Source organism: Methylorubrum sp. SL192, from assembly GCF_026672325.1.
In the GTDB taxonomy this organism is placed as follows: domain Bacteria; phylum Pseudomonadota; class Alphaproteobacteria; order Rhizobiales; family Beijerinckiaceae; genus Methylobacterium; species Methylobacterium extorquens.
Genome location: NZ_JAPPQV010000003.1, coordinates 109,617 through 135,383 on the forward strand (window position 1 = coordinate 109,617; position 25,767 = coordinate 135,383).

Annotated in this window: 23 protein-coding genes; 13 read left to right on the forward strand and 10 right to left on the reverse strand. The window is 64.6% G+C overall.

The features are described from left to right. Positions 1-162: 162 nt before the first annotated feature. Together OVA30_RS01520 and OVA30_RS01525 are read right to left on the reverse strand one after the other, a co-directional pair. Positions 163-2,181 carry a glycosyltransferase family 2 protein gene (locus OVA30_RS01520; protein ID WP_268174363.1) on the reverse strand — a complete coding sequence of 673 codons (2,019 nt, stop codon included), beginning with the start codon at positions 2,179-2,181 and terminating at the stop codon, positions 163-165. Further along, entirely contained in the window at positions 2,163-3,398 is a 1,236-nt protein-coding gene (locus OVA30_RS01525; protein ID WP_268174364.1) for an HlyD family secretion protein, read from the reverse strand. The genes OVA30_RS01520 and OVA30_RS01525 overlap by 19 nt, the downstream gene beginning before the upstream one ends. Positions 3,399-3,771: 373 nt before the next feature. Here OVA30_RS01525 and OVA30_RS01530 point away from each other — a divergent pair, with 373 nt between their 5' ends. After that, positions 3,772-4,017, forward strand: coding sequence for a hypothetical protein (locus OVA30_RS01530; RefSeq protein ID WP_268174365.1), 246 nt, complete (start codon positions 3,772-3,774; stop codon positions 4,015-4,017). Between the two features lie 312 nt (positions 4,018-4,329). On the opposite strand, the gene OVA30_RS01535 is transcribed toward OVA30_RS01530, so the two are convergent. Continuing rightward, positions 4,330-4,695: a PRC-barrel domain-containing protein gene (locus tag OVA30_RS01535; protein WP_268174366.1), complete on the reverse strand. Its 366-nt coding sequence runs from the start codon at positions 4,693-4,695 to the stop codon at positions 4,330-4,332. Between the two features lie 1,213 nt (positions 4,696-5,908). Here OVA30_RS01535 and OVA30_RS01540 point away from each other — a divergent pair. Then, entirely contained in the window at positions 5,909-6,658 is a 750-nt protein-coding gene (locus OVA30_RS01540) for a potassium channel family protein (RefSeq protein ID WP_003601425.1), read from the forward strand. A gap of 82 nt (positions 6,659-6,740) precedes the next feature. Here OVA30_RS01540 and OVA30_RS01545 read toward each other — a convergent pair whose 3' ends face one another. Next, positions 6,741-7,553, reverse strand: coding sequence for a hypothetical protein (locus tag OVA30_RS01545; RefSeq protein ID WP_268174368.1), 813 nt, complete (start codon positions 7,551-7,553; stop codon positions 6,741-6,743). 156 nt (positions 7,554-7,709) lie between these two features. On the opposite strand from OVA30_RS01545, the gene OVA30_RS01550 reads away from it, so the two are divergent. After that, a complete protein-coding gene (locus OVA30_RS01550) occupies positions 7,710-8,237 on the forward strand; it encodes a DUF421 domain-containing protein (protein WP_268174369.1) in 528 nt (175 codons plus the stop codon). A gap of 356 nt (positions 8,238-8,593) precedes the next feature. Here the strand turns inward: OVA30_RS01550 and OVA30_RS01555 are convergent, their stop codons facing one another. Together OVA30_RS01555 and OVA30_RS01560 are read right to left on the reverse strand one after the other, a co-directional pair. Continuing rightward, entirely contained in the window at positions 8,594-8,980 is a 387-nt protein-coding gene (locus OVA30_RS01555; protein ID WP_082290080.1) for a RidA family protein, read from the reverse strand. 98 nt (positions 8,981-9,078) lie between these two features. After that, positions 9,079-10,179, reverse strand: a complete 1,101-nt coding sequence (locus OVA30_RS01560; RefSeq protein ID WP_268174370.1) for an NADH:flavin oxidoreductase — start codon at positions 10,177-10,179, stop codon at positions 9,079-9,081. A gap of 105 nt (positions 10,180-10,284) precedes the next feature. On the opposite strand from OVA30_RS01560, the gene OVA30_RS01565 reads away from it, so the two are divergent. The 3 genes from OVA30_RS01565 (at position 10,285) to OVA30_RS01575 (ending at position 13,416) form a co-directional block, all read left to right on the forward strand. Then, the gene (locus tag OVA30_RS01565) at positions 10,285-11,208 is read left to right on the forward strand and encodes a LysR family transcriptional regulator (RefSeq protein ID WP_326493604.1); all 924 of its coding nucleotides are present in this window, start codon (positions 10,285-10,287) and stop codon (positions 11,206-11,208) included. A gap of 298 nt (positions 11,209-11,506) precedes the next feature. Beyond that, on the forward strand, positions 11,507-12,070 hold the full coding sequence (locus OVA30_RS01570) for a hypothetical protein (protein WP_268174372.1): 564 nt from the start codon (positions 11,507-11,509) through the stop codon (positions 12,068-12,070). An 863-nt stretch (positions 12,071-12,933) separates the two neighbouring features. Continuing rightward, positions 12,934-13,416, forward strand: coding sequence for a hypothetical protein (locus OVA30_RS01575; RefSeq protein ID WP_268174373.1), 483 nt, complete (start codon positions 12,934-12,936; stop codon positions 13,414-13,416). Positions 13,417-13,445: 29 nt separating this feature from the next. Here the strand turns inward: OVA30_RS01575 and OVA30_RS01580 are convergent, their stop codons facing one another. Then, positions 13,446-13,592 carry a hypothetical protein gene (locus tag OVA30_RS01580; protein ID WP_186813010.1) on the reverse strand — a complete coding sequence of 49 codons (147 nt, stop codon included), beginning with the start codon at positions 13,590-13,592 and terminating at the stop codon, positions 13,446-13,448. A gap of 288 nt (positions 13,593-13,880) precedes the next feature. Then, the gene (locus OVA30_RS01585) at positions 13,881-15,329 is read right to left on the reverse strand and encodes a DUF1254 domain-containing protein (RefSeq protein ID WP_268174374.1); all 1,449 of its coding nucleotides are present in this window, start codon (positions 15,327-15,329) and stop codon (positions 13,881-13,883) included. Between the two features lie 477 nt (positions 15,330-15,806). Here OVA30_RS01585 and OVA30_RS01590 point away from each other — a divergent pair, with 477 nt between their 5' ends. Continuing rightward, complete coding sequence (locus tag OVA30_RS01590) at positions 15,807-16,268, forward strand: hypothetical protein (protein ID WP_268174375.1); 462 nt, start codon at positions 15,807-15,809, stop codon at positions 16,266-16,268. A gap of 564 nt (positions 16,269-16,832) precedes the next feature. Here OVA30_RS01590 and OVA30_RS01595 read toward each other — a convergent pair. Continuing rightward, complete coding sequence (locus OVA30_RS01595; RefSeq protein ID WP_268174376.1) at positions 16,833-17,735, reverse strand: LysR family transcriptional regulator; 903 nt, start codon at positions 17,733-17,735, stop codon at positions 16,833-16,835. Between the two features lie 116 nt (positions 17,736-17,851). Between OVA30_RS01595 and OVA30_RS01600 the strand changes: the two genes are divergently transcribed. Genes OVA30_RS01600 through atzF form a run of 5 tightly spaced genes read left to right on the forward strand, consistent with a single transcriptional unit; the run spans position 17,852 to position 23,162 of the window. Next, on the forward strand, positions 17,852-18,808 hold the full coding sequence (locus OVA30_RS01600; protein WP_268174377.1) for an ABC transporter substrate-binding protein: 957 nt from the start codon (positions 17,852-17,854) through the stop codon (positions 18,806-18,808). 47 nt (positions 18,809-18,855) lie between these two features. Next, on the forward strand, positions 18,856-19,686 hold the full coding sequence (locus OVA30_RS01605) for an ABC transporter permease (protein WP_442786129.1): 831 nt from the start codon (positions 18,856-18,858) through the stop codon (positions 19,684-19,686). Beyond that, complete coding sequence (locus OVA30_RS01610; protein ID WP_056113911.1) at positions 19,679-20,458, forward strand: ABC transporter ATP-binding protein; 780 nt, start codon at positions 19,679-19,681, stop codon at positions 20,456-20,458. The genes OVA30_RS01605 and OVA30_RS01610 overlap by 8 nt, the downstream gene beginning before the upstream one ends. Then, entirely contained in the window at positions 20,458-21,288 is an 831-nt protein-coding gene (locus OVA30_RS01615; RefSeq protein ID WP_268174380.1) for an alpha/beta hydrolase, read from the forward strand. Before OVA30_RS01610 ends, OVA30_RS01615 begins: the two co-directional genes overlap by 1 nt. Positions 21,289-21,311: 23 nt before the next feature. Beyond that, positions 21,312-23,162 carry an allophanate hydrolase gene (atzF, locus tag OVA30_RS01620; protein ID WP_268174381.1) on the forward strand — a complete coding sequence of 617 codons (1,851 nt, stop codon included), beginning with the start codon at positions 21,312-21,314 and terminating at the stop codon, positions 23,160-23,162. Between the two features lie 258 nt (positions 23,163-23,420). Here atzF and OVA30_RS01625 read toward each other — a convergent pair whose 3' ends face one another. After that, positions 23,421-24,464, reverse strand: coding sequence for a YihY/virulence factor BrkB family protein (locus OVA30_RS01625; protein WP_012252780.1), 1,044 nt, complete (start codon positions 24,462-24,464; stop codon positions 23,421-23,423). Positions 24,465-24,602: 138 nt separating this feature from the next. Here OVA30_RS01625 and OVA30_RS01630 point away from each other — a divergent pair, with 138 nt between their 5' ends. After that, entirely contained in the window at positions 24,603-25,727 is a 1,125-nt protein-coding gene (locus tag OVA30_RS01630) for an SDR family oxidoreductase (protein ID WP_268174382.1), read from the forward strand. Positions 25,728-25,767 lie beyond the last annotated feature (40 nt).

The window sequence follows — 25,767 nt, forward strand, 5'->3', positions numbered from 1 at the left end:
ACACCCGTCAGCGCTTCCCGCAAGCGGTCTTCCGTCGGCCATTCGGCAACTTCGGCTCGGGGTGGTGAGCCGTCATTGGGTTGTCACCCAAAAGCCGACATTCGGTTTTGCACCTATCCTGGCCATCAGGCGGCCTTCAGCAGCTCCTGAGAAAAGATCGGCTCAGGCCGGACCATAGGTGCCACCTCGTCCGAACAGGCGGCTCCAGAGGCCCCCGACGACGGCCGACTTGTCGATGTCACGGATGTCCTGCGAGTACTGGCCGGTGTAGAGTCGGACAATCATCACGTCGCGGCAGGCGCCCTCGAGATTGTAGGAAAATCGGACGCATGCGGGGCTCCGACGCCTGCCCGGGGTCACGCCTTCGACCGTGGCTTCAAGGTGCGGGAAGCGCTCCATCTCGATCCAGATGTGGTCGCCGGGGCGTAGCTCGGGATCGGCCGGGAAGGATGCGATGCCTCGATCGAGTGACAGAGTGACGATCCGCGCGTCCAAGGTGCGGTCCGCTGCGACGATGCGGGCCGGCTCGTCTGTTGCGAAACTGTCCAGGAGCGGACGCGATTTCTCGAAGCAGATCAGGGCCGCGACCAAGAGGACGAGGATGTTGAGGGCGGCCCAGTAGGCCGAGACGAGCGAGAACTCACCCTCGCCGATGCGTGACCATTCCGGCACGATGTTGATGACGAGGCCGAGCGCGGTGACGGCGATCCAGAAGGCGATCGAGAAGAAGGTGTAGGCATCGAAGGCGTTCTCCTCGTTGCCGCTGCCCTTCGGCGTCACGCGAAACGGCACGCCGAACGGCTTGATCACGCTGGAGACCACAACGGGCAGCATGCGGAACGTCGCGAAGGTGCCCACCGCGCTCGACACCAGTGGCAAGTAGCGGGTCGGCGTCAACCAGCCCATCAGCAGGAAGTAGGCCGTGAGCACGGGCAACTGGTAATAGACGATGTCCTGCGAGCCGGTGAAGTACAGCGGTGCCGCGCCGGTCCAGAGGTAGACGGCCGGTACCACGAGGATCACGAACCGCGTCGTGTACTGCATCAGCCACGACAGGGGCAGGAACATTATTCTCTGGAACAGGTTCAAGCCCGGCCCCCGCAGCGGGCCGTTATGCAGGTAGATCGTCTGTATGCCGCCGCGGCACCAGCGGCCCCGCTGGACGAAGTATCCCTTCAGGTTCTCCGCCGCGAGACCCATCGACAGGCGCTCGTTCAGGTAGCGGGTCTTGTATCCCTTGTTGAGCATCGCGAGGGTCGTAAGGAGATCCTCGGTGATCGAGTCGTGCGGGAAGCCGCCGATTACATCGAGGGCCGCGCGGCGGGCGATCGAGCAGGAACCGCAGCAGAAGCTCACGTCCCAGGCATCGCGGCTCGCGGCCATCTCATCGAAGAACAATCTCTGCTCGTCGGGCCAGACCTTTTCGAGCGAGAGGTTCGACTGGACCGGATCCTTGTTGAAGAAATGTTGCGGGGTCTGAACGATGCCAATCGTCGGGTCCGTGAAGAAGGGCAGCGTGCGGCGCAGAAAATTGCGGTAGGGTACGAAATCGGCGTCGAAGATCGCAATGAAGTCGCCTGAGGAGACCTTGAGGCCGTTGTTCATGTTGCCGGCCTTGGCGTGGGAATTGTCCGGCCGGGTGACGTGGATCGCGCCCTTCTCCTCACAATACGCCTTCAACCAGTCGCGCTTCTTATCGTCGAGGACATAGACCTTGAACTTGTCCGGCGGGTAGTCGAGCGCGAGAGCCCCGACGATGGTCCGCTCCAGCACGTCGAGCGGCTCGTTGTAGGTTGGGATGAAGACATCGACGGTCGGCAACTCCGCCTCCGGGCGTGCGAAGAAGGCTCGCTCCAACCGGCTCGCCTCGGCGCTTCGGTCGACCGAGCGGCTCATCACCACAAGGAAGAGCAGGATGTCGGCGAAGGCGCCGAGTTCCACGAAGAAGACGGCCCAGGTCCAGATGAGGGCGAAGCTGCCGTCCACAGGATGCGGCAGCACCGTGTGAAAGAAGCGCCAGAGGAGGTAGCGCACGGCCACCGCGAGAACGAAGGCGCAGGCGATGCTCCGCGCCCAGGTCTTCTGCCGCGGCCAGTTCGTCACGAAAAGATAAAAGAAAGCCCCGACGAGGCAGGTCGGCGCGAGAGGAGCGAGGTTGAGCTCTAGGAGATGCTGAACCACAGGCTCTTCACCCAGTTGACGAACGGCAGAGTCGCTGCAGATCGTGCAAACCGGACTTGCACGGTGCGGCCCACATGGCAGAAGTTCTCGTAGTCGGTTTGCATCGCATTCTGATCGAGGATCAGCCGAATGCGGGCATTCTTGCCTCTACTCTTGGGCGGAATGGCCGCAAGCGTCACCTCCTCGACGGCCGCGCTTGACCCACGGACGGAGTTCACGCGTCCGGCAATAACGTCGGAGGTTCCGAGCAGCCGCACTTCTGCGGGATCGCCGGGCTTGATTTGATCATAATCGACTTCGTCGAGCAGGATGTCGACAAAGAGATCCCGGCAGTCGAGCAGGCGGGTCAGCTCATTGCCGACAATCACGTTCGAGCCGCCGACGACGTTGTTGCGCCAGATCACACCGCGAAACGGGAGCCTTATGGAGGCACTCGACAGCCTGTCGTTGCGGTTGCGTTCGATAAAAAGCTGCTTCTCTAGGAGCTTAACACGTGCGCGTTCGATCTTAGCTTGGGCCTCGACGTTGGCGAGCTGAATCGTGGCTTCGTCTCCACGTTGTTGCGAGTACGGCACATCGTTACGTCCCTCGCCCACGAAGGTGCCACGCTTCAATGCGTCGAGCTGCTGGTTCAGCCGATCAAGTTCAGCTTTGGCGATCGTGCCCTCGTTGCCGGAGGCGACGGCTGCGGCCCTCGCCGCTTCGACTGAACTGTTTGCGACCACACCGGTCGCACCGAGGGTCTGCTTGCGGCTGAGGTCGGCCTCTGCCGAGACACGGTTGGCCTGGGCTGTGCTGATCCGTTGCTGGCGGATGATGATCTCCTGCTGGATGCTTTGCAGGCTCGCCTTCTGGTAGTCGCCGAGCCGCGCAGCGAGTTCCTTCTTGAGAGCCGCGAGCTGACCGATCTGCGCGTCGAGCGCCTTCAGGCGCTCGAGCGCGGCGCCGAGGTCAGCATCGAGTTGCGCTTCCGCCGTGCGGGCGATGCGATCGTTCGTGATTTGGAAGATCTCGGCCTCCTCCGGCAGCGCGGTCCCGACCTTGGGAGGAGTCTCGGAAACGACGCCCTCGATCGGCGCCGACACCACGGCGAAGCGCGCGTTTACGGTTCCATCGAGGCTCGTATATCCGGTCAGGCCCGGCAGCATTACGACGATTGCGGTGGCTAGAAGCGCCAATCCGACAAGGATGCGAACAGCACGAGTGTTCCAAAACATGCCCCATCATCCTGATACGGCGTCTCGGCGCCTTGTTGGCTCAGGTGGTTAGCTCAAGCGAGTGGGATGATTTGCTTGTTGCCCAGACACGAAAACGCTCACTGCGCCGGCATGGATCCTTGGGATCGCACGATGGTTGCATTTTCCTTAGCGAGATTGGTGCGCTTTTAGTCGCGCGGGGCCGCGCCTCGGCCAGTCCGCTGAGTGGCGCAGTCCAATCCTCAACGACCTACTCTGGTTTCTACGGACAAGCGCATTATGGAAGGATCTGCCGAGTGCTCCCGACCTGTCGAGCCAGCCGCGTCGCCTCCGCCCCATACAGCACCCACGCTGACGGTCAGTCTTCATGTGGCTCGGCCGCGGGAGATTACGCATGCTCGCCCCATCGCACCTGCTTCCATCCACGGATCCGCATTCGCACGACAGCTCATCCTCCAGCCAACTCGCACGGGCCTTCCTGCAACAGCTCACCCAGGATGAGCGTAAGCGCCTCAAGGCTGGCCAGCGCTCCGGCTCGTACGGTTTCGAAGACGGTCCTCGTCTCGACGAGAATGACGCCGTCGAGCAGATCGTCGTCCAGGAGTCGGCAACCTCGTCGAGCGCTCCGATATTGTCGTAAAGCGAGCTTCCGGCGCGGTGCGAACCATGGTCGAACCGGACCGCAAGGCATCGCTCTGCGCTCGATAGGTCGGTCGGCGCGAGGCTCAGGCGGTTCGCGGGTGTGCCGGGCTGCGCGAACGAGGGAACGGTCGCGCCCCGTTAGACCGAGCGGAAAGCGTCGGGCTCATGATGGGCCTGCCGCCCGCCTTGGCTCGATGAGACAGCTTTCAGGCGGGTAGCAGACTCGATGCAGGGTAGCTCTCGATCAGGTTGTCGAACTGCGGGATGCCCGAGCAGCTCCTCGCGTACACAGGGACGGCAAGTGCAACCACTACAAGGGTCCTGCGTAATATTCAGCAAGCAGTTCCCACTCCTGTCCGGAAATTAGATGGTCATCGCGCCTTGAGAACTCAGGCGCATTATGCAGCTGCTCCTCCGTGATGTTTGTGCGATAGCCTTGCAGGCCCAAATCGTAGTGCAGATAACTCCACGGAATTGTGTGACTGTCTGAACTTCCGCCAATAAATTTTCGGAACGAGGTGACGGCATAAGCGACATTGCCATTTACCTTCTCAATCACAAGGCGCTTGATTATCCCAATTTGTTTTCCGTTTGCGTCGTACACAGCAGTGCCTTCGACACGACTGCTCTCGATGAACGGGTGGCTCGGAGCTGACGTCGTATGCGCGTCTGACATAGTTCATCTCCTTTAGTTCTGCGCCAACACAGATGGTAAACGCGCGCTACCACTTTGTTGTGCCGTCTCAAGGAGCATCAGGGCCATTGGTCCGAGAATCGTGAGCCCGTCGACGAGGCACCTCGATGAGTTGGTCTCCCTCGTGTCAGGGGGCTGAGGATGCGATCCGCCGCACTCAGTTCCGAAGCACTTTGTCCGTCGCGATAATTTCGGCCTGTTGACCGTAGCGACCGCGTCGGAGTATGAGCGCAGCTCCGGAATTTAATCCTATTGCCACATACCCGAACCTGCTATGACGTAGCCGCCGCTGACGGACCGCTTCTGCCTCGGTAGCGGACGTTCGAAGCGACCGCGGGGGAAGTCCGTAATGGGCCATGAGTTCGCGTGCGGCGAGGACAAGCTAAAGGTCCGAGTGGAGCCGGAAGCGGCCATGAATGGCGATCCGTTAAAAGTGCACCTATCGCGAACCGGCGGCGCTGGTCTTCGGCCGCATACCGAAATCGAACCGACGCCAGCGCACGGATATCAAAGCGTCAGTCCACGCAACCGCAACTCAATCGGATCGTTACGATATCTCGGGGGCGTTCTCCAGTAAAGGAGCGTGCCGTGACGAGATCAGAAGCAAAGTTCCTGGATTACATCAAGAAAAAACCTGGGATGCCAGATGCCAGTGAGCTTGAGCGTCTCCGGGATATATTAGATCGGATGCAATGGCAGCACATCTTTAGCCGGGTGGAGCCGAAGAGGCCTGCACGCTCTGATTGAGAACGATGGGAGGGGCATGTGCCTTTTGGTAGGCCCCCTCCCATCCCCAAACCGGACCATGCGGGACGGCTGCCTCACGTAGCGAGCGACCGCCCCGGCAAAAGGTCCGCTGGTGGAACGTTACCGGCTGTCTGGGATGTGCCTACCGAAGGAGCACTGGTGTCGCACAGCCGACTAACTGGCAAGCGAACTTCTGACCCCTTCCGGATAAGGGAGGCTGCTCGAGAAAGTCCGTTCAGGTCGCGGGACCTGACATCCATCCCGCTGAACGTGTCCACCAAGGGGATCGCTCCCTCGTTCTGCCAAACAGCCAAACGAACGTGAACATGAGCTCGATCAACAAGGAGGCGACGGTCGCATCCCGGATCGAGCTACGTTCGAGGAACGTTTATTTCCCCGGAGCGAAGCGGCGGACGTGTCTCTACACATGGCGACCTGGAAGCGGAGGATGTGGGAGCTTTACGAGGGCGATAGCGACCGTGCGCATCGGTTTCGTTACGGCCTGCTCGCCTTTGACTTGACCACCCTCCTGTTCATCGTCGTGTCCTCGTTCATGCCCCGCCCCCCATGGGTCGAGGTGGTCGATATTCTCATCGGTGCCGCGGTGGCTGCCGACTTCCTCTCGCGACTGTCGATCTGTCCACGACCGGCCCGAGAGTTCCTGCGGCCGACGACTTGGGCGGACGTCGCCGCTATCGCCTCCTTCCTGGCGCCCATCGTCGGCGAGGGCGCCGGATTCCTGCGCATCCTTCGCACGCTGAGGCTGCTGCGGACCTACCAACTGCTGGATCGGCTGCGAGCAGACTTTCCGTTCTTCCGCCGCAACGAGGAGGCGATCATCGCGGTGCTGAACCTCGCGGTGTTCATCTTCATCATGACCAGCATCGTCTATGCGACGCAGCATCGCACGAATCCAAATATCGCCAACTACGTTGACGCGCTGTATTTCACGGTGACCTCGCTGACGACGACGGGCTACGGCGACGTCACTCTACAGGGGACCAGCGGGCGGCTGATCTCCGTTGTCGTGATGATCTGCGGCGTGACCCTGTTCCTGCGCCTCGCCCAGGTCCTGTTCCGGCCCAACAAGGTGCGCTTTGCCTGCCCGACCTGCGGCTTGCAGCGCCACGAACCGGATGCGGTTCACTGCAAGGCTTGCGGCACGACCTTGAACATTCCCGATGAGGGCGCCGATTGAAGGTCGGAGCGGCCGCGGTGCTGTCTTGGAGATCAACGTTCGATGCCGCGAGCCTGACCACCCTGAGCATCATGCACCTGCCTTACTTCGAGGCGCCAAGCTCCCATTGAACGGCGAGCGCGACTTGGAACTGCGGTGTGTTCCGGTTGAGTCCGAAGCCCACCGCTGCACCGAGGATCGCACGCTGGTCTCTCAGGCGGTGTCGCACACCCGCCTGCGCCAAGCTGTAATCTGGCTGCCCCTTCTCCTGCTGCTCGCGTGCGTAGGTGATGACCAGAGCCGTGTCGCGGGTAAGAACCTGTCCGGCTGAGGCGTTGACGAGATAGCGGGTCATGCGCTCCCCAGGGGCTGGATCGAAGCGGTAGACGGTACCTATGTTCAGGCTCACGCCGAGCGGACGCTCGCCCGCAATGAGTGTCTTGCCGAAGAGGGCTGTCGCTTCGGTTTCGTACGCCGTGCCACCCGGTCCGTAGAGGGAGCGCACGCGGCCGAGCAAGCCGACAATCGGCCAGGAGCCGCTCTCCTCCGTCAACTGGTAGAGCGCACCCAGCCGGGTCGTTCCGCCGAGAGCTGCACGCTCCTGCTCCGAGCCGGGTCCACCCACTTCGGTCGACACCGTTCCGAGGCGACGGCGCACGTCCAGGTTACCGTAAGCGCCTGTTTGGCCGATGCGGAGGTCGAGATTGGGTGACACGCCGTAGCTCAGTTCGGTCTCGGCGCCCCAGGTGCTTCGCACGCGGCCTGTCGCGGCTCGTTCATAGGATCCGACGATGGAGTAGGCCGCCTCTCCGGGCGGCGTGGCGTGCGGGTCGGTGACCTCGAAGGGATCATCCGCCAGGGTGATCGGCTCGTCCTGTGCCGCAGTTGCGCTCGGAAACGCCAGTGCGGCCGCCAAGGCAAGCCCCCAGGCAGCCGTGACGGACAGGGCCCGGCATCGCACTCTGCCGCCTCGTGGTGCGTTCTTCATCGGGTCGGAGCTTACGCTTAAGCACCCAGTTGCGCGATGGCAGCATCCGACGGCCCGAGGCGGTTGAGCGTTGCGGAGGTCTCGATGCCCGATTGGCAGGCTCTGTTCGTGCCGGAGCACTCCCTGCTGGAGATCGCCCTGCGCGGCACGATCATGTACTTGGCCCTGTTCCTCGTCATGCGGTTTGTCATGCAGCGCCAGGCGGGCGCCGTGAGCCTAGCCGACCTCTTGGTCATCGTGCTGATCGCCGACGTTTCGCAGAACGCCTTCTCGAACGAGTACAAGTCGCTGACGGAGGGGCTCCTGCTCGTCCTGACCATCGTTGGCTGGAACTACGCCATCGACTGGCTGGCCTTCCGCGTTCCGGCCTTTGAGCGCTTCATCACGCCCAAGCGCCTGCCGCTTGTCGTCGATGGCCGCATCTGCTGGCGGAACATGCGCCGGGAGATGATCACGCACGCCGAGTTGATGAGCCAGCTTCGCCAGCAAGGCATCGACGATCCAGTCCTCGTTCGGCTCGCCTCGCTGGAAGGCGACGGTTCCATCAGCGTGATCCGCCAAGATGATGAGGAGCCGAACGGCAAGCCGGAGGACCGACGTGCTGTAACGTGAGGCGGCGTGCAATTCGGAAAGGCTGTCGTCGACTGATAGACATCTACGCGTAGATCGAGCCTCATTGACGTATCAACTTGGCCGAGCGCCTGCGAAGCGCGCGCTCGTACAGCAAGCGTTGCATCCAGTTGGGATCGCGTTCAGTCATTGGGCCTGAGTGTGCAACGAGAAGAATGCCCGCAACAGGCCGCAAGCAGCGGTTCAGCACTTTACCGGTCCAAAGTCGGTTTTTGGTGCAGAGGCGATTGAGAGATGTGTGAAATGCGCCTCGGCAAACATTATGGCCTACATAATGATCTGCCGAAGTCGTTTTTCATTGGAGCTGCGGCCGCAACACACAGTCCGGACCGGTGACATCAGGGGGTGCGGACGGCCGCGATAGCCTCGATCTCGATCATCGCCGCAGGATCGTAGAGCGCCTTAACCTCCGCAATCGTGTCGGCTGGATAGGGTTCAGAGAAGAACTGTCGCCGCAACTCGACCACATCCTTGAAGTGGCTCATGTCGGTGACGAAGATCGTCACTTTGACGACATCCTTCAGGCTCGATCCACCGGCCTCAAGTGCGCGGCGCAGGTTGGCGAAGGCCTGTTCGCCCTGTGCCCGGAAGCCGCCCTCGACGATCCTGCCGTCATCCGCGGCGCCCGCTTGGCCAGAGATGAAGAGCAGGTTCCCGTAGCGGATGCCCTGCGAGAGCAGGAACGGCGCATAGTTGTCCGGTTCGGTGACCACACGTTCCAACATCGTCTATCTCCTGTCGCTGCGTTATGGCTGCGGGCCGTGCTGGAAATATCCGCGGTCCGGCGACGGCACACGCATGCGCCGATCCGCGGAAGCGCGTGTCAGGCCGCGAGCTCGCTCGGCTTGATGTTGGCGATGGGCCCGAGGATGGCGGGGTCGAACGCGGTCACCTCCCGCTCGGCCCGGACGCGGTTTGGGAAGTCCGGGTTCGCGAGCGCGGCCTTGCCGAGCGCCACGATGTCGGCCCCCGCGGCCATCACCTCCTGCGCCCGCGCCACATCCTGCACGCCGCCGTTGGCGATCAGCGTGACATGCGGTGCGTAGCGGCGAGCCAGGGCAACGAGGCTGTCGCGACCTCCCTCGAAGGCAGGCTCCCACACCTTGTGCTCGGTGACGTGGAGGTAGCTGGCTCCGGCCTCGGCGAGTGTGCCGAAGATGGCCTCGGCGTCCTGCTCGCCACCCGCCCACTTGTGGCTGAAGTCGTTGACCTTGCCCTGCGAGATGCGCACGCCAACCGGGACGCCGGCCGGGACCGTGGCCCGAACCGCATCGAACACGGCGCGCACGAGCGTGGTGCGCCGGCGCATGTCGCCGCCCCACCGGTCGTCGCGCCGGTTGGCGTAGTCGGTCAGGAACTGGTCGATGAGGTAGCCGTTCGCGCCGTGGATCTCGATGCCGTCGAACCCGGCTGCGACCGCCCGTGCCGCCGACGTGGCGAAGCCTTCGATGGCGTCCGCGATCTGCTCCTCGGTCATGGCGGCGGGCATCGGATAGGAGCCCTTGCCGTAGTAGAACTCCATCTGGTGACCCTTAGGCTGCACGGCCGAGGGTCCGACGGTGGTGTCGCGAAAGCGGTTGCCCTGGCTGATCGCACCCGCATGCATGAGCTGCGCGAAAATGCGCGCGCCATGCCGATGCACGGCGTCCACCACCGGTCGCCAAGCCTCCGACTGAGCCTCGTTGGTAATGCCGGGCTGGCGAAGGTAGCCCTGGGCAAACGCCTGGTCCGTATAGATGCCTTCCGTGACCAGGAGCCCGAAGCCGCCACGGGCGAAGCGCTCGTAATAGCGGGCCATCGTCTCCGTGGCGGTGCCGTCCTCGGAAGCGCTCACGCGTGTCATCGGAGCGACCGCCAAGCGGTTACGAAGCGTCAACCCGGTTATATCGGTGGCGGTGAAAAGGCCGTTTGCGTCCTTGCTCATGTTCGGCTTCCGATCGGCTCTCGCTGCTCGTTTGACAGCAAGATAGCAGCCGGGTCGGCCATTCAGTAGCCGTGATGGACGATAAGCATTTTATCGGTCAGTGATATGCCGATGAATCTTTTGGATGTGGCCCTGTTCTGCGCCATCGTCACGACCGGCAGCCTCTCGGCCGCCGGGCGGCAGGCGGGACTGTCTCCGATGGCGGTCAGCCGGCGCCTTGCGGCACTGGAACACGAGCTCGGGGTGCGCCTGATCCACCGCACCACGCGCTCCGTGGCTCTGACAGCGGACGGCGAGACGTTCCTGCCGCTCGCTCAGACGATGCTGGAGGCGCAGGAGGCGGCGACGGCGGCCTTCTCCGAACAGCACGAGGGCTTGAGCGGGGTCCTGCGCGTGACCGCGCCCCACCGCATCGGCCGGGCTCTCGTCGTACCCCTGGTCGTCCGGCTGATGGCCGAAAACCCGCGCCTCAAGGTCGACTTGACCTTCTCGGACGGGATCGTGGACATCGCGGCCGCCGGTATCGACGTGGCGATTAGAGCAGCAACCCTGCAAGCGTCCGAGCTGGTAGCCGTTCAAGTGGCGGACAACCCACGCATCCTGTGTGCCGCGACGGCCTATCTCGCTGCGCACGGATGCCCCGAGCGTCTCGCCGACCTCGACGCACACGCCTGCCTGACACTGCACGCGATGGACGCCTGGACGTTCCGCCAAGCCGGGCACCCTATTGCCAAGCGCATCAAAGGCAGACTGGCCGCCAGCAGCGTCGATACGGTGCACGCCGCCTGCGTCGCCGGAGCTGGGCTCGCCTTGCTGACCTATTGGGATGTGGCACAGGACTTGGCCAATGGCACCCTCAAGGCCCTAACCCTCAACGATGCCGAGCCGGAGCAGCTGGCCATCTGGGCCGTGCTCCCAACCCGGCAACACATGCCGGCGCGCGTGCGACGGTTCATTGACGGGCTCAGGTCCGCGTTGATGGTGTCTCTTCCAAACGTACCGACATCAGGAAGCCTCTTCGCATCCTGATGGACGGGTCAGAAAGCCTGAGGGGCAGAAACCGTTGCACGCACGGATCTCGGCGGCGTCCCAGCAAGAGATCCCTTCCGCCCAGACGCGGTCGGCGGAACGATTTGGCCCTGTTCCCCATCTCTGGTTGAAGCTCGTCTTCCTGCCGTTTCGCCTCCTGCGAGGGCTCATACGGCGTCGCCCCACGGTCGCCGCTTCTCCATGACCGCGGCGGGACGTTCCCCGGAACGGTAAGGTTGAGCTTCGAGTTTAGGCGGCGCCAATCCGGGGGGCTTCCTTGAGACCATCTCTTCTCGCAATGTTGGGGCTGCTGCTTGTGGCCGACCCGAACACTTCCGTCGCACAAGGCGTTCAGGAAGTACCCGCTGCGTCCGCCGAGGCGGACGAACCGCGCCCTGGGCCGCCTCCTCCGTTACCGGACATTTCGGACCCGAACGGCCGGGCCGGCGAGGCCCTGAACGAACCAGGCGAGCGCTCCGGTATCCCGAAGGCCCTACGCGCCTCAGGCTCCAAGGCGGGCGGGCCAGCCAACGACCTCAACTCGAGCGGCCGGGCCGAGGCACCGGCACCGCCGAAAGGAAACCTTAGCCGGGTCGTCGCCGGGAAAGAGCTGTTCCACGGGAACTACTGCGGAAAGGGCCAGCGGGGCGAGGGTCTGCCGCCGACGGACGACCTCGACGCCGCGTGCATGCGCCACGACGCCTGCTACGACACCGCCGGGTACAGCTCATGCGCCTGCGACGCGACACTGAAGCGGGACGCAGCCATCGTCTCGGATAGCCCGAGCGTATCGCTCGAAGTCCGGCGAAGGGCCCTTAGTGTCATCGAGGCGGCAACCGCGATGGACTGCCGCGCGCCGTGACCCCGGCCGGGTGATTGGAGCTGTGAATCAATACTGCTCAACTTTGGACGCCTGCCATCCGCCGTCGCCGGAACCGAAATTCTTCGTCAGGTGTTGAATCCCGAGCCCTCATTCACTTTTAGCACAAAGACTGCAGATGCCTGCTTTCTCAAAGCCACGCCTTATGATTGCATTAGCATTTGCGGCAGGAGCAGCTTCCACTGCAGCCTTTATTGCAACCGGGCCCGACAGAACTATGACTCCACGGGAGGGAACGGAAGCAAGATTGCCTGCCTCGGCCATTGCCTCTGGAGCTGAGTCCGGCTTGGGTAGCTGGGTAAATCCCAATCAACCCGCTACAACGAAGCATGCCGCCGGTGTTGTCTCGCCGAATCTGGTATTCCAAGCTGACGCTCCAACAGAGGAGCCTCAAGATGTTCCTGATCAAGCGAACAAGCTGGCATCTGGGCTTGCTGTACCCGTGCCCCCCCGCAGACCAGAGCATTTCCGCATTATCGCGAACTCAGCCGATCGAAATGCCCGTACGCTTGTAACCGAAGATCGCGTCAGAAAGATTGTTGTTCCCAATCAAGCTGATAGCACTCCTCGAAACAAGAAAGCGGTACAGGTCAGCGTACAGCGCCATGCTGGAACTAAGGAGGATGCGGCTAGAAGAGAGATACCTGAGCCCAGGCAGCACGTCACCTCGACTCAGCCTAATGGGGTGATGCAGTGGCTCATTCAGCCTTCTCGCTTCTAAAACGGCAATTCCCCCGAGAGATGCTGCTGTAGTGAGATAGATAAGGACGGCTCGGCGCCTCAACGGCGTCCATCAATAAGTGCAGTCTTATGGATTATTCTTCAGATGTTTAGCGGAACAGCGGATGAAAACTTACAAGTTGATAGCGATTCTGGCTCCGTTTGCTGCATGGTCGTCCTCCGCTCAAGCCATCAGTCTGGCTGAGATGCGGGAACGCACGGCAGTCATTGCCAGCCGCTATCTCGAAATTTGGTCTGCCAATAATGCGAGTCCGATTTCAGGCGTGCCATACATGTACGGACCAACAGTGATTTTCTACGGTAAACGGTATACTCAGGCCAATCTGGTGGACGAAAAACGGCGAGCGATACGTCAGTGGCCGGTGCGGCAATACATTCATCGACCCGGAACACTCAAGATCGACTGCAATGCATCCACACTGAAGTGCGCCGCGCGTTCAACGATTGATTTCGACGTGGGCAATCCTAGCAAGGGCACGTCCAAATCTGGCTCAGCTAAGTTCGATTTGGGTGTCTCCTTCGCTGACCGTCATCCTGTTATTCTCTACGAGGGTGGGAGCCTAAACAGCCAACGTGCTGGCAGATAGGCGTTCACGGCTCGAAGAAGCAATGGGCCTCAAACCCCCCGGAAGATCCCGATCAGGATGACCGTGAGCAGCACGGAGATCAGGATCGAGCCGAGACAACCCAACCGGTTGGAGAAGAAAAAGAACATGCCCGGAATACCGCTGCGGACAGCAGGTGGTTCCGTGACGATCAGCAACAGTGGCAATCAGGCTAAGGCCGGGGTCGCTCGAGTCTGCTCCGTTCGCCCAAGCAACAGCTGCCGGCCCTCAGGTTACGGTTCTTTCGTCCGAACAGCGCCAGCAGCCGACATTCAACTCGTTAGGCCGGAATGGCCGCTCTCGACCCGTTGCTGACCCTGGAAACGTCTGCTTCCAGGCTATCGATGGGACAGAACTCTACGACTGAGTTGGGTGGTTCTGTGCCGGTGCGCTGTCAAGCAGCAAGTCCTCGAAGCGGACGTTGCCTTCCCGCCCGCTTCCTCTCCTCAACTGACGCGCTGCACCCAAGGCGGCGCCCAGCTGCCGTCCAGCAGCGACGGGTTTCCGGCCTTTGGCCAGTACATTCTTAGCATGGGTATAAAATCTCCCTTCGGTGCCGGTAGCCAGTTGCTCTCCCGTTCTAGGCCGGGCGACTCATTCTGAAAATGGAGCGTGATCGAGCCGTCGGTGTTGCGCTTCAGGTCATCGCGCAGGCTGACTGTGAACTTGTTGAGGCGATTGGGTACAAACCACCAGCCTTGGCCGACCTCGTACATGGTGATGGACCAGAAGCCGTTGACGGGTGGCGTCTGCCCGGCGGCGAAAGTGAGCGTGTACTTGTTCGCGCCGTTCAGCACGCGGCCCTTACTGTCTACTGTCGTATTAGGGTAGACTGCGTCCTCCTCAAGATTGGCGGGCCAGCCGAAGGCGGCGACTACGCCGCGCTTCATGTAATCGGTGCCGTAGCGGCCGAGGCCCTTCGTCACGGTCCAGCCATTCACCTCGTTGCCAAGGCTGGAACGTCCCGCTCCGATCACGGCCAGCGCCCGCTGCGGAAGGTCGCGCAGGGCCTCGCGCACGGCAGGGTTGAGCTTTGCAGCATCGAAGGGCTGACCGGGAGCGATGCCAATGCGTGCCATGCGGGCAAGCATTGGTCCATCCTCTGGCGCGGGCGGGGCCACCGTCCCCATCAGACGCGCCAGCCGGTTGAAGTAGTCCTCAGCCGACATGCTGAGGATCACCGATTGCGGCTTGTCGGTCATGCTGAAACCGGGGTTCGGGTCGACCGGCGGTGCGTGGAAGGTGAAGGGTTTTCCGAAGGAGGAGAGCGGGACGAGTTTGTACTGTTCCTGCAGGGCATTGACCGCTGCAAAGTCAGCGTCGGTACCGTTGGCATAGGTACGACCGAGGATGAGCAGGTAGCGCGTCGGTGACTTGATTTCCCTCATACCCGACGGCACCTGGCCCGACCAACCAGGCCCGGTGATCAGAAAGCTAGCTGCCCGGCCCCCCGTCGTGCGCGCGCCTGGGCATTCCACCACTGGCATCCAAAGGCTGTACATCGGGAATAGGAAATAGCGGTCACCCATATCGGGATGGGAGAACACCGTCGGCTCAGCGCCGAGATCGAGCCAGGCAGCCGAATAGAGGGTGTCCGCATTGGGCGCCGATACGCCGCGGTAGTCGGCCGGCGGATAGCGTTTGACGTTGATGAACTGCCCCATAGGTCCGTGCAGGCCGCTGAGCGCAGGCACGTTCGACATCTGCACCCGAGTCACCTCCGTGGTGATCAGCGAGTAGCCGTAAATATAGGCGTCCATGGCGATCCGCTCTGCATCGGATGCGCTTCCTAGCAGTGCCTCGGAGACTTGCGCCGACACCAGCGACGAATTGGCGATCAGTGGCACCGCGAGGGCAGCGCCAGTAACGAGGTTGCGCCGGGTAACAAGCGTCATGGCTTCCCCCCTTCTGCTCGAACGTCTCGCCGTGTGGGCGGCAGCACTGACTATCACGGCATCGCTTCGCCGGCCATGCACCAATCCGGATCTGTTCCTGGGATTGATTATTGTTCATACAGTTCCGTTCAGAGCTTCTGAATTATGAGCTGCCGGTCGAACACTTGGATCGCCTGGCCTGCCCGCCTTTCAGACGTTCATCGCACGGACCGCGAACCGCTTCCCGCCCGAGCCGAAGTGGCCGAGGGCCAACAAATGGCCGCTTGCGGACAGCTCGGGCACTGTCGGCAAAGCTAACATGGACCGGAAGCGGAAAGGCCGCCTTCAGACACGATGCCAGGGTCTGCTTCCCACCCTTAGCAGGCCGTCATGTTGTATGTGCGAGGCCGAGTGGCAGTCCACCTCAACGGCTCCCCTTGAGGCCGACATGGTAAAGTTCGCGGTTCATATCTTCAGGGTGCTCCCTGAGATTAGGTGATGAAATTGGCCCCGACCAACACTCTCAAGCAACGTATCCGAGAGAATCTTGCCGGGGTGCTCATCGGCTTGATTCTCACTTACTGTTTCGGCTCCTCGGCCATGTCACAGTTCGAGGATGCGGCCGTGCTGCGCGACGGGCAGTTCGTTGACGCGCATGTGATGTCTTTGCACAGCGCGCGAGGTTATTCCGTAGCGACCATCGAATACAGCGGTACGACCGACGGACGTAAAGTTGCCTGTATCGGGAAAGTGTCGCTGGGCACTGCGAGGACCTATCCAGAGATAGGGGAGCAGATCAGCGTTGGCGTTCGCCCGGGCCCATGTACCTGGCCGGTCAGTCGAACCACCTATCAGTGGCCTTGGGTCTTTGTGGGTGTGATGCTTCTGATGTTAGCCAACACTCTCGCGTGCGCAGTTCACTTAGCCCGATGCATCATCCCATCACGTCAGCGCCAGTGACGATTACGAGCGCCCGCTTTCCACCCAAGGCGGACCTTCGGCTGCCGCTTGTCGAATGTCCGCAAAGGGTCAGGAGTTCGCCTCCACCTTGTTCGGCTTTGCGCCGTTCGCAGACCCTCGGCCTTGCCCTCTAAAGGTCCGCTCATGATCCAAGTCCGGACCTTAATCCTACTCTGGGGAGCTGTATCTTCAGCTGATCAGACAGAGGCTCGCAGCTCGACACAGACCAGGCCGGGGCGCAGCGAGTCTCCAGCACAGTCCAAGCGGCAGGCGCGCTGCTCGGGAGCCTGTCAGCCAGGCTCGACGCCGGGGCCGTCACGGTCAGCAGCGGCGTGGCCGCGGGCGTCCGCACGGGCGGGGGCCCGCTAAACCTCTACCGCCTCGCCGGTGCGGCGCTCCACGGGGCCGAGGCCTGCTGGCGCAACCAAACCCGCTACGCATGCCGGCCCCGTGCCAAGGAGGGCAGCACGTCCGCGACATTCCGTTCCGAGCCGGTTCTCCTCCTCGGCCATCCAACAATCACGCCGTCCTTACCCATCCGGCTTTGACATCTTCGAGAGTCGGTCAGGCTGTGGTCACCTGAAGGTTCAGGCGTGCGGCGAGTTGGTCGGCGAATTTGCTGGCGGCGACCGGGAGCAGACGTCCGCGCAGTTGCGCCAGCACGACGCTCATCGGTTCGAGATCGCGGGCGTCGATCAGACGGCTGCGCAGGCGCGGGTCGTCCGGAATGCCGCTCGGCACCTGGAAGCTGACGACATCCTCCCGCAGGACGACGTTGCGCAGAAATTCCAGCGATCCCGATTCCACGGTCGCCCGCATCTCGATCCCGCGCCGGGCGAGGGCCTGCTCGATATGGTGGCGGATGGCGAGCGAACGGTCGGGCAGCGCCAAGGCGTGGGCGAGACAGTCGCGCAGCCGGATCGGCCCGTCCTCGGAGGCCAGGGGATGGCTCGCCCGCATGAGGGCGCACAGGGACTGACGGCCGGCATACAACGCATGTAGCTCCGCCGAGGGCGGCGGCTGGAGGATGAGCGCGAGGTCGGCCTCGAACGAGACGAGGGCGGCCACCGCCTGGACGTGATCGCGCACCTGCACGGTGAAGGCGACCTGGGGAAACTGTGCCCGGTAGGTCTCGACCTCCTCCGGGATCATCCGGGTGACGAAGGCTTGACTGCAGGCAAGCGCCACCTGGCCTCGGCGCACGCCGGAGAGATCGGCGATCTGCGAGCGAACCCGGTCGAGGTCCGCGGCCTGATCGCGGATGTGCCGCGCCAATAATTCCCCTGCCGCGTTCAGGCGCATCCCTTGGGCAAGGCGCTCGAAGATCGGCGTTCCGAGCTCGTACTCGATGTCCTGGATCTGCCGGGTCAGCGCCGAGGGCGTGATGTTAAGGCGCTCGGCTGCCCGCCGGATCGATCCGCTGCGAGCGACCTCGGCCACCGCGGTCAGGCTGCGCAGATGCTTCATCCCGGTCCTCCCGCACGGTGTTGCCAAAAATTCAACAGCGCCGTCAAGAATTAGCACTTCTCGGCAACAGTCCTGCTTCCTAGGCTCATGGCTTCGGTACATGCAGGAGCCGCCCGATGATCGACCGCCGCAGCCTCCTCGCCGGTCTCGGAGCCGGCCTTGTCGCGAGCTCACTCCCCAGCCGCGTTGCGCGGGCACAGTCCGCTCCGATCGTCATCCGGATGGGCTCGCTCAAGCTCATTCACTCGATCGCGCCCCACTTCTACGAGCGCTTCACGCCCGAAGGCGTGCGGGTCGAGGTCATCCCGTTCGAGAGCCCGACCGAGGGCAAGAACGCCGTCGTCACCAAGTCGGTGGATTTCGGCACGTTCGGGCTCGCGGCAGCGACGCTCGGGGCCGCGGCGGGCGAGCCGATCGTCGTGATCGCCTCCACCTGCAACCGCGGCATGGGGGTGATCGCCCGCAAGGATTCCGACATCCGGACGATCAAGGACCTGCGCGGCAAGCGCGTGGCGATTTGGCCCGGCAGCACGCAGGAGGTGTTCGCCCTGGAGCGGATGCGCATGGAGGGACTGTCCGTGAAGGACATCACCCCGGTGCGCATCTCCTTCTCGGAGATGCACCTCGCGCTCGCCCGCGGCGACGTCGATGCCTATGTCGGTGCCGAGCCCGCCCCCGGCGTCAGCCTCGCCTCGGGCATCGGCCAGCTCGTCGAGTACCCCTACGGCACCGAGATGGGCTCGCTCAACATGGTGTTCGGCGCCCATCGGGACACGCTGGCCGAGCGGCCCGACCTCGTGCGCACCATGCTGCAGATCCACCGCAAAGCCACCGAGTTCGCGGCCAAGGACCGGGAGGCGATGATCGCCATGGCGGTGGCCAAGCTGGGCCAGAAGCGCGAGGCGCTGGCGATCTCGGCCCCGAACGTCGAACTGACCTGGAAGCTCGGGCCGGACGAGGTGCGGCAGGCCAAGATCTATGCCGATCGCATGCTGGCACTGAAGCAGATCAAGCGCCTTCCCGAAGACGGCTTCATCGACACCCGCTTCGTCGATGCCATGAGGGACGCGTGAGCGCCGCGATCGAGGGCGCCGCCCTCCCCGCCGCCTTGCCGACCGCCATGCCGGTTCAGGAGCAGAGCCCAAGGCCGGCCGCCCCGCTGCGCAACCTCCTCGACCGCTTGCGCGGCCCTGTCCTCGCGCTGGTGGTGCCGCTGGCGGCCCTCGCGCTCTGGCACTTTGCCACCGCGAACCGGCCCTACAGCCTCGTCCCGCCTCCCGCTGAAGTGTGGCTGGCCCTGCGCGACATGGCGTTCGGCGGCATCAACGACGACGCCTTCAGCGCCACTCTCTGGGCCCATCTCTGGGCCTCGCTGTCGCGGGTCTATGGCGGCTTCGCATTGGCCGCCGCGGCGGCCCTGCCGCTCGGGCTGATGATCGGACGGGTGCCCCTGGTCCGGGCTCTCCTCGATCCCGTGCTGCAGATCCTGCGCCCGATCCCTGTCACCGCGTGGCTGCCGCTGGCGATGATCCTGTTCGGGCTCGGGGCCACCTCGGCCTTCTTCCTCGTGTTCCTGGGCGCCTTCTACCCGATCCTCGTCAACACCGTGTTCGGCGTGCGCTCGGTGGAGCCGCGCCTGTTCGAGGCGGCGGCGATGCTGGGCTGCACGGGTCCCGCCCAGTTCCTCCGGGTGGTGCTGCCCGCCGCCCTCCCCTCGATCTTCACCGGTCTGCGGCTCGGCCTGGGCTTCGCCTGGGTGGTGATCGTGGTCGGCGAGATGACGGGCGTTCAGACCGGCCTCGGCGCCGTCATCATGGAGGCACGCCAACTCTCGCGCACCGAGATCGTGATCTGCGGCATGGGCGTGATCGGCGTCGCCGGCTTCGTCTCGGACTGGATCGTCATGCGCATCGGCCGCCGCCTCCTCTCGTGGAGCCCCTCCCATGGCTGAGCCCACCATTCCCATTCTGACGATCCGGGACGTCTCGAAGACCTACACGGCGCAAGGCCGACGGACGGAGGCCCTGCGCGGCGCCGGCCTCACCGTCCAGCGGGGGGAGTTCGTCTGCCTGCTCGGTGCCTCGGGCTGCGGGAAGTCGACCCTGCTGCGCATCGCCGCCGGCTTCGAGGCGCCGAGTTCAGGCCAGGCCCTGATGTGGGACAAGCCGATCGTCGGCCCCGCTCCGAGCCGCGGCATGGTCTTCCAGGATTACGGCCTGTTCCCCTGGCTCTCCGTGCGCGACAATATCGGCTTCGGCCCCAAATCGCGGGGCCGCCCCGCGGCGGAGGTCCGCGACACCGCGCGCCGCTATATCGATCTGGTCGGTCTCGGCCGCTTCGCCGACGCCTATCCGCACCAGCTTTCGGGCGGCATGAAGCAGCGCGTGGCCATTGCCCGGGTGCTCGCCAACGAGGCCGAGATGGTCCTCATGGACGAGCCGTTCGGTGCCCTCGACGCCATGACCCGCGAGCGCCTCCAGGACGAACTCCTCGACCTCTGGGCCCGGACCGGTCTTACCGTGCTGTTCGTCACCCACGCCATCGAGGAGGCGATCTTCCTCGCCGACCGGATCGTGATGATGTCGCCGGGGCCGGGCCGGATCGAGGCCGTCCACACCGTCGACCTGCCGCGGCGCCGGGACGTGTCGAGCCCTGCCTTCAACGATCTGCGCCGCATGCTGTCGGCCCAGCTCCACAGCCACCACGCGCCGAAGGCCGCCTGATGGCCGCGGCCGATGCGGTGCACTGGCGCGACCTCGACCGCGCCGCGCTCACCCGGGCCTACGACAATTCGGGGGCGGTCCGGGACAGCGCTGCCCTCGTGGCGGGTTGGCGCGCCCGCAGCGCCGCCTTCCGCGAAGGCAAGGCGGGGCAGACCTTGGCCTACGGCCCCGGCCCGCGGCAGGCCGTCGATCTCTACCGCTGCGGCGCGGCGGGGGCGCCCTGCCTCGCCTTCATCCATGGCGGCTACTGGCAGCGCAATGCCCGCGAAGACTTCACCTGCATGGCCGAGGGGCCGCTCGCCCTCGGCCTCGACGTGGCGCTTATCGGCTACACCCTGGCCCCGGAGGCAAGCCTCACCCGGATCTCCGAGGAAGTCGGGGCGGCTTTGCGCCTGCTGCGGCAGAAGATCGGACCCTCGCGCCTCGTCGTCGCGGGCTGGTCGGCCGGCGGCCATCTCGCGGCGCTGATGACAACGCTCGCCGCCGACGCGGCCGACGCCGCCCTGGCCGTGAGCGGGATCTTCGATCTCGAACCGATCGCTGGGACCGCACTCAACGACGCGCTGCGCCTCACCGATGGGGAGGTCGCCGAGCTCTCGCCCATCCGCCGCCTCGCCCCGGACGGGCCGCCCGTCTCGGTAATCTATGGCGGGGCCGAGCTGCCCGAGCTGTGCCGCCAATCTGAGGATTACCACGCCGCCCGCAGGGCGCTGGGCCTCGCTGGCGACCTGCATGTCGTGCCGGGCGCCGACCATTTCCGGGTGCTCGACGCCCTGATCGCGCCGGACGGGCCAATCGCCCGAGAAGGCGCCCGCCTCGCGGGCCTGTGACATTTAACGACGAGGACGGACCCGTGCCTCCCTTCCCGACAATCTCCGCCCTGCACGCGGCCTACGCCAGCGGCCTCGGCCCGCGAGAAGTCCTGGCCGAGACCTACCAGCGACTCGTCGCCATCGACGATCCGGGTATCTTCCTCACCTTGCTGCCCGAGGCAGAGACTTTCGCAGCCGCGGCGGCGCTCGGGCCCTTCGACCCGACCGAAAAACCGCTCTGGGGCGTGCCCTTCGCGGTCAAGGACAATCTTGACGTCGCCGGCCTGCCCACTACAGCGGCCTGTCCGGACTTCGCCTTCGTGCCGTCCGAGACCGCAACTTGCGTCGCGCGCCTGCTGGCCGCGGGTGCGATCCTGATCGGCAAGACCAATCTCGACCAGTTCGCCACCGGCCTTGTCGGCCTTCGCACGCCCCATCCGGCCCCGCGCAATGCCCTGAACGCCGACCTCGTGCCCGGCGGGTCGAGCAGCGGCTCGGCGGTAGCGGTGGCGCACGGGCTCGTCGCCTTCGCGCTCGGCACCGACACGGCGGGCTCCGGGCGGGTGCCGGCCGGCCTCAACAACGTGGTTGGGCTGAAACCCTCGCTTGGGTCCGTGTCGAGCCGGGGCCTGCTGCCGGCCTGCCGGACGCTCGACACCGTCTCGGTCTTCGCTGGCACGGTCGCGGATGCCGACCGGGTGTTTCGGATCATGGCAGGCTACGACGCGGCCGATCCCTACTCCCGCGACCTACTCGTGCCGACCCAGCCACCCGGGCTGCCGCCGGGCCTGCGCGTCGGCATGCCGGATGCCGCAAGCCTCCGCTTCGGCGGCGATCCCCTGTCGGAGGCCGCCTTCGTGGCAGGACTCGACGACCTCGCTACCCTCACCGGACGGCCCGATGCAGTCGATCTCGCGCCGATGTTCGCCATCGCCGCGCTCCTCTACGACGGCCCCTGGGTCGCTGAGCGCTATCAGGCGATCCGTCCGCTCATCGAGAGGTCACCGCAAGCGCTGCACCCGACCACCCGCGCGGTGATCGGCCGGGCCACGGCCTTTACTGCCGCTGACGCCTTCGCTGGCCTCTACCGGTTGGCCGAGCTGCGCCGAGCCGCCGACGCCGTGTGGGAGCACATCGACGTACTGGTGGTGCCGACCTACCCGCGGCCGGTCGCCTGCGCCGAACTCGAAGTCGATCCGATCGGCCCCAACAGCGAACTCGGGACCTACACGAACTTCGTCAATCTGCTCGACCTCTGCGCGCTCGCGGTGCCGGGCCGCTTCCGGACCGACGGCCTGCCGGCGGGCCTCACGCTGATCGCGCCGCGCGGCCGGGACGGGCTCCTCGCCGCCTTGGGCGCCCGCCTTCACGCGGCGGCCGGCGTCCCGATCGGCGCGAGCGGGGAGCCAGTGCCAGCACCGGAGGCCGGGCCGGCGAGCGCGGGCCCAGACGAAATCGAACTCGCGGTGATCGGCGCGCATCTCTCGGGACTTCCGCTCAACCGCGAGCTGACCGGCCTCGGGGCACGCTTCCTCCGGACGGGCGCCACGCGGCCGGATTATCGGCTCTACGCGCTGCCCGGCGGTCCGCCCCGGCGGCCGGGCCTGTTGCGAGTCGCGGCCGGCGCGGGCGCGAACATCGCAGCCGAAGTCTGGGCCTTGTCGCCGACCGCCTTCGGCCGCTTCGTGGCCGCCATCCCGGCCCCACTCGGCATCGGTACCCTTCACCTCGCTGACGGCACCAGTCCCAAGGGGTTTCTGGTCGAGGCCGAGGGGATCGCTTCTGGTACGGACATCACCCGATACGGCAGCTGGCGGCGTTACCTCGCCGTACAGAGCGACGGAGCGGACCGCCCCACCGCGGTTGAACGCCAGTCCCTCCACGTCGCCTAGCGTTCGCTCGCTTTCTGCAAACCGGTGCGCTTGCGCTCGACCTCGTTGAAAGGCCCAGCCCATCTGCTCACGACTTGAGAGTTCCGCACTCACCCGCGAACGACTGAGAGACTGCTTCCGCGGCTCATCCGGCCCTCAACCGGCCCCGGCGCAAATGGCTGCCCGGGGTCAGGAATGAGCATTCGGTGTATTTGGCGTGAACCAGGCGGTCCGCGCGACCCAACTCACCTCTGTGAACGGAACCGCCCGGCACGTGCTTCAATCCTGGGCCGGACCGACGGTGTCGGCCGTGAAGGCTTGGCGTGATCCGAGGGGCTTGGGTCGCCCCGCGGTGCTATCACGGGCAGTCTGGCGCTCCATCTCGGCGTTCAGTTCCGCCCCAAGCAGCACGATGACGACGGACAGCCAGATCCACGTCATGAATCCGACGCCGGCACCGAGCGATCCGTAGACACGGTTGTAGCTGTCGAAACTGGCCACGTACCAAGAGAACAGAACAGAGGTGCAGACCCAGGAGAGAGAGGCGGCGACGCTGCCCCAGCTGACCCAGCGCCATTTCGCCTCTCGTCGGCTCGGGCCATAGCGATAGGTCAGTGACAGGCTCAGGCTAACGAGCAGCAGGAGGGCAGGCCAGCGCAGGATGCGAAGCGCTGTATCGGCAAGTCCGCCCAAGCCTATGCGGCTCAGTACGATCGGTAGGATCACCACCATGCCGGTCGACGCGAGAACGAAGACGATGCCGGTCAAGGTGAACAGGAAGGTGGTTACGTAGAAGCCCACCAGCGATCGCTTCTCGCGCTCTCGGTAGATCACGTTGAGCGCATCGAACAGCGCGCTCACCCCCGAGTTCGCGCTCCAGAATGCGATGATCATGCTGAGCAGCGAGGCGGTGCTGAGAGCACCCGTACTCTGCCGGGCGATGCGGACGAGTTGCTCCGACAGCAGATCGAGCACGCCGTTCGGCAGAACGCCTGCAAGCAGGCTCAGGTGCTGTCCGATCGCTGTCGGGTCCGAGAACAGGCCGTAGAGCGAAACGATCGTGGCGAGCGCGGGAAAGACTGCGAGCAGGGCGAAAAACGCGACACCGCCCGCCGTCGCCAGAACCCGATCGCGCTGTAGGGAGAGGACGACCCGCCAGAGGATGTCCCGCCAGCCAAGAGCCGGAATGTCGGAGGGCTGATCAGCCGTGCGGCCACGGTTGGGCTCGCGTGATCGGGTGAGCGCGACGCCGATGCTCCGCTCGTCAGGCCCTCGCGTGCTGACGGATCGCCAATCCTCGCCTTCCGCCTCGTCCTGCTGCATGAGGCGCCTCTTCGAGCCTGCAACGGCCCAAGTTCATCAAGACCGAGCCGTAGGCAAGCGCTGCCTCTGTGGAGCGCGGTCGAGCACGCGAAGACTCCGGTTCTCGAACGGATCTTACTCCGGTGGGTTGACCGCCTGTTGGCTGCGCGTCGTTCGGCCCGCAGCGGCACAGCAGAACGCACCGGTCCCCCGGCAACCACGCGAGCGATGATGGCAGAGATCCGAAGGGCCCTGGTTGCGGGCGCGAATGGCATCATCGGCAAGGCGCTGATGCAGGAACTCGCGGCAGCGGACGGTTGGCATGCGCGCGCCCTCTCGCGTCGACCGCACGGATCGAGCGGGGACATCGCGGCGGATCTCACCGATCCACACACGACCCGCGCCGCCCTCGCGCAGGCTCGAGATACGACGCACCTGTTCTACGCCGCGCTCGCGCCGCATCCGAGCCTCGCCGAAGAGGATCGGGTGAACGGCGCGATGCTGCGCAACCTCCTCGACGGGCTGGACGCCGTCGGCGCGCCGCTGGAGCGCGTGGTCCTGTATCAGGGCGCGAAGGTCTATGGCGTCCACCTCGGGCCGGTTCCTGCACCGTTCTACGAGGACGAGAACCCGCGCCACATCGGGCCGAACTTCTACTTCACGCAGGAGGACGTGTTGCGGCGTCGGGCGGAGCGCGGCGGTGCGGCGTGGTCGATCCTGCGCCCCGACGTGGTGGTCGGCGACGCGGCCGGTAACGCCATGAACATCGCCATGGTGATCGGCGCCTACGCCGCACTGTGCCGTATGGAAGGGGCAGCGTTCCGTTTCCCTGGTCCCACGCACGTCTACGAGGGCGTGTTCGCCCAGGTGACAGATGCCCGCGCCCTTGGCCGGGCAAGCCTTTGGGCTGCGACAGCGGACGCCGCGCGCGGCGAGGCCTTCAACTACGTACACGAGCCTTTCCGGTGGCGGCGGGTCTGGGAGAAGCTCGCCACCGCGCTCGATCTGCCGCTCGGGCCGCCGGTTCCCATGCGCCTCGCCACCCACATGGCGGACAAGAAGCCGGCCTGGGAGAAGCTGGTGGCTGAACAGGGCTTGAGCGACATGCCCTACGAGCGTGCGGTCGGCTGGGGCTTCGGCGACTTCGTGTTTCACAGCGACTTCGACCTCGTCTCCGACATGGGCAAGATCCGGCGCGCTGGGTTCGGCGAGAGTGTCGACAGCGTCGAAGCTCTGATGTCCGCCATTCGCCGCCTACAGGAGGCAAAGGTGCTGCCGCGCTAGCGGCCTGCCCCCAGTTCGTTGTCGCTACGGCGCCTCTAGC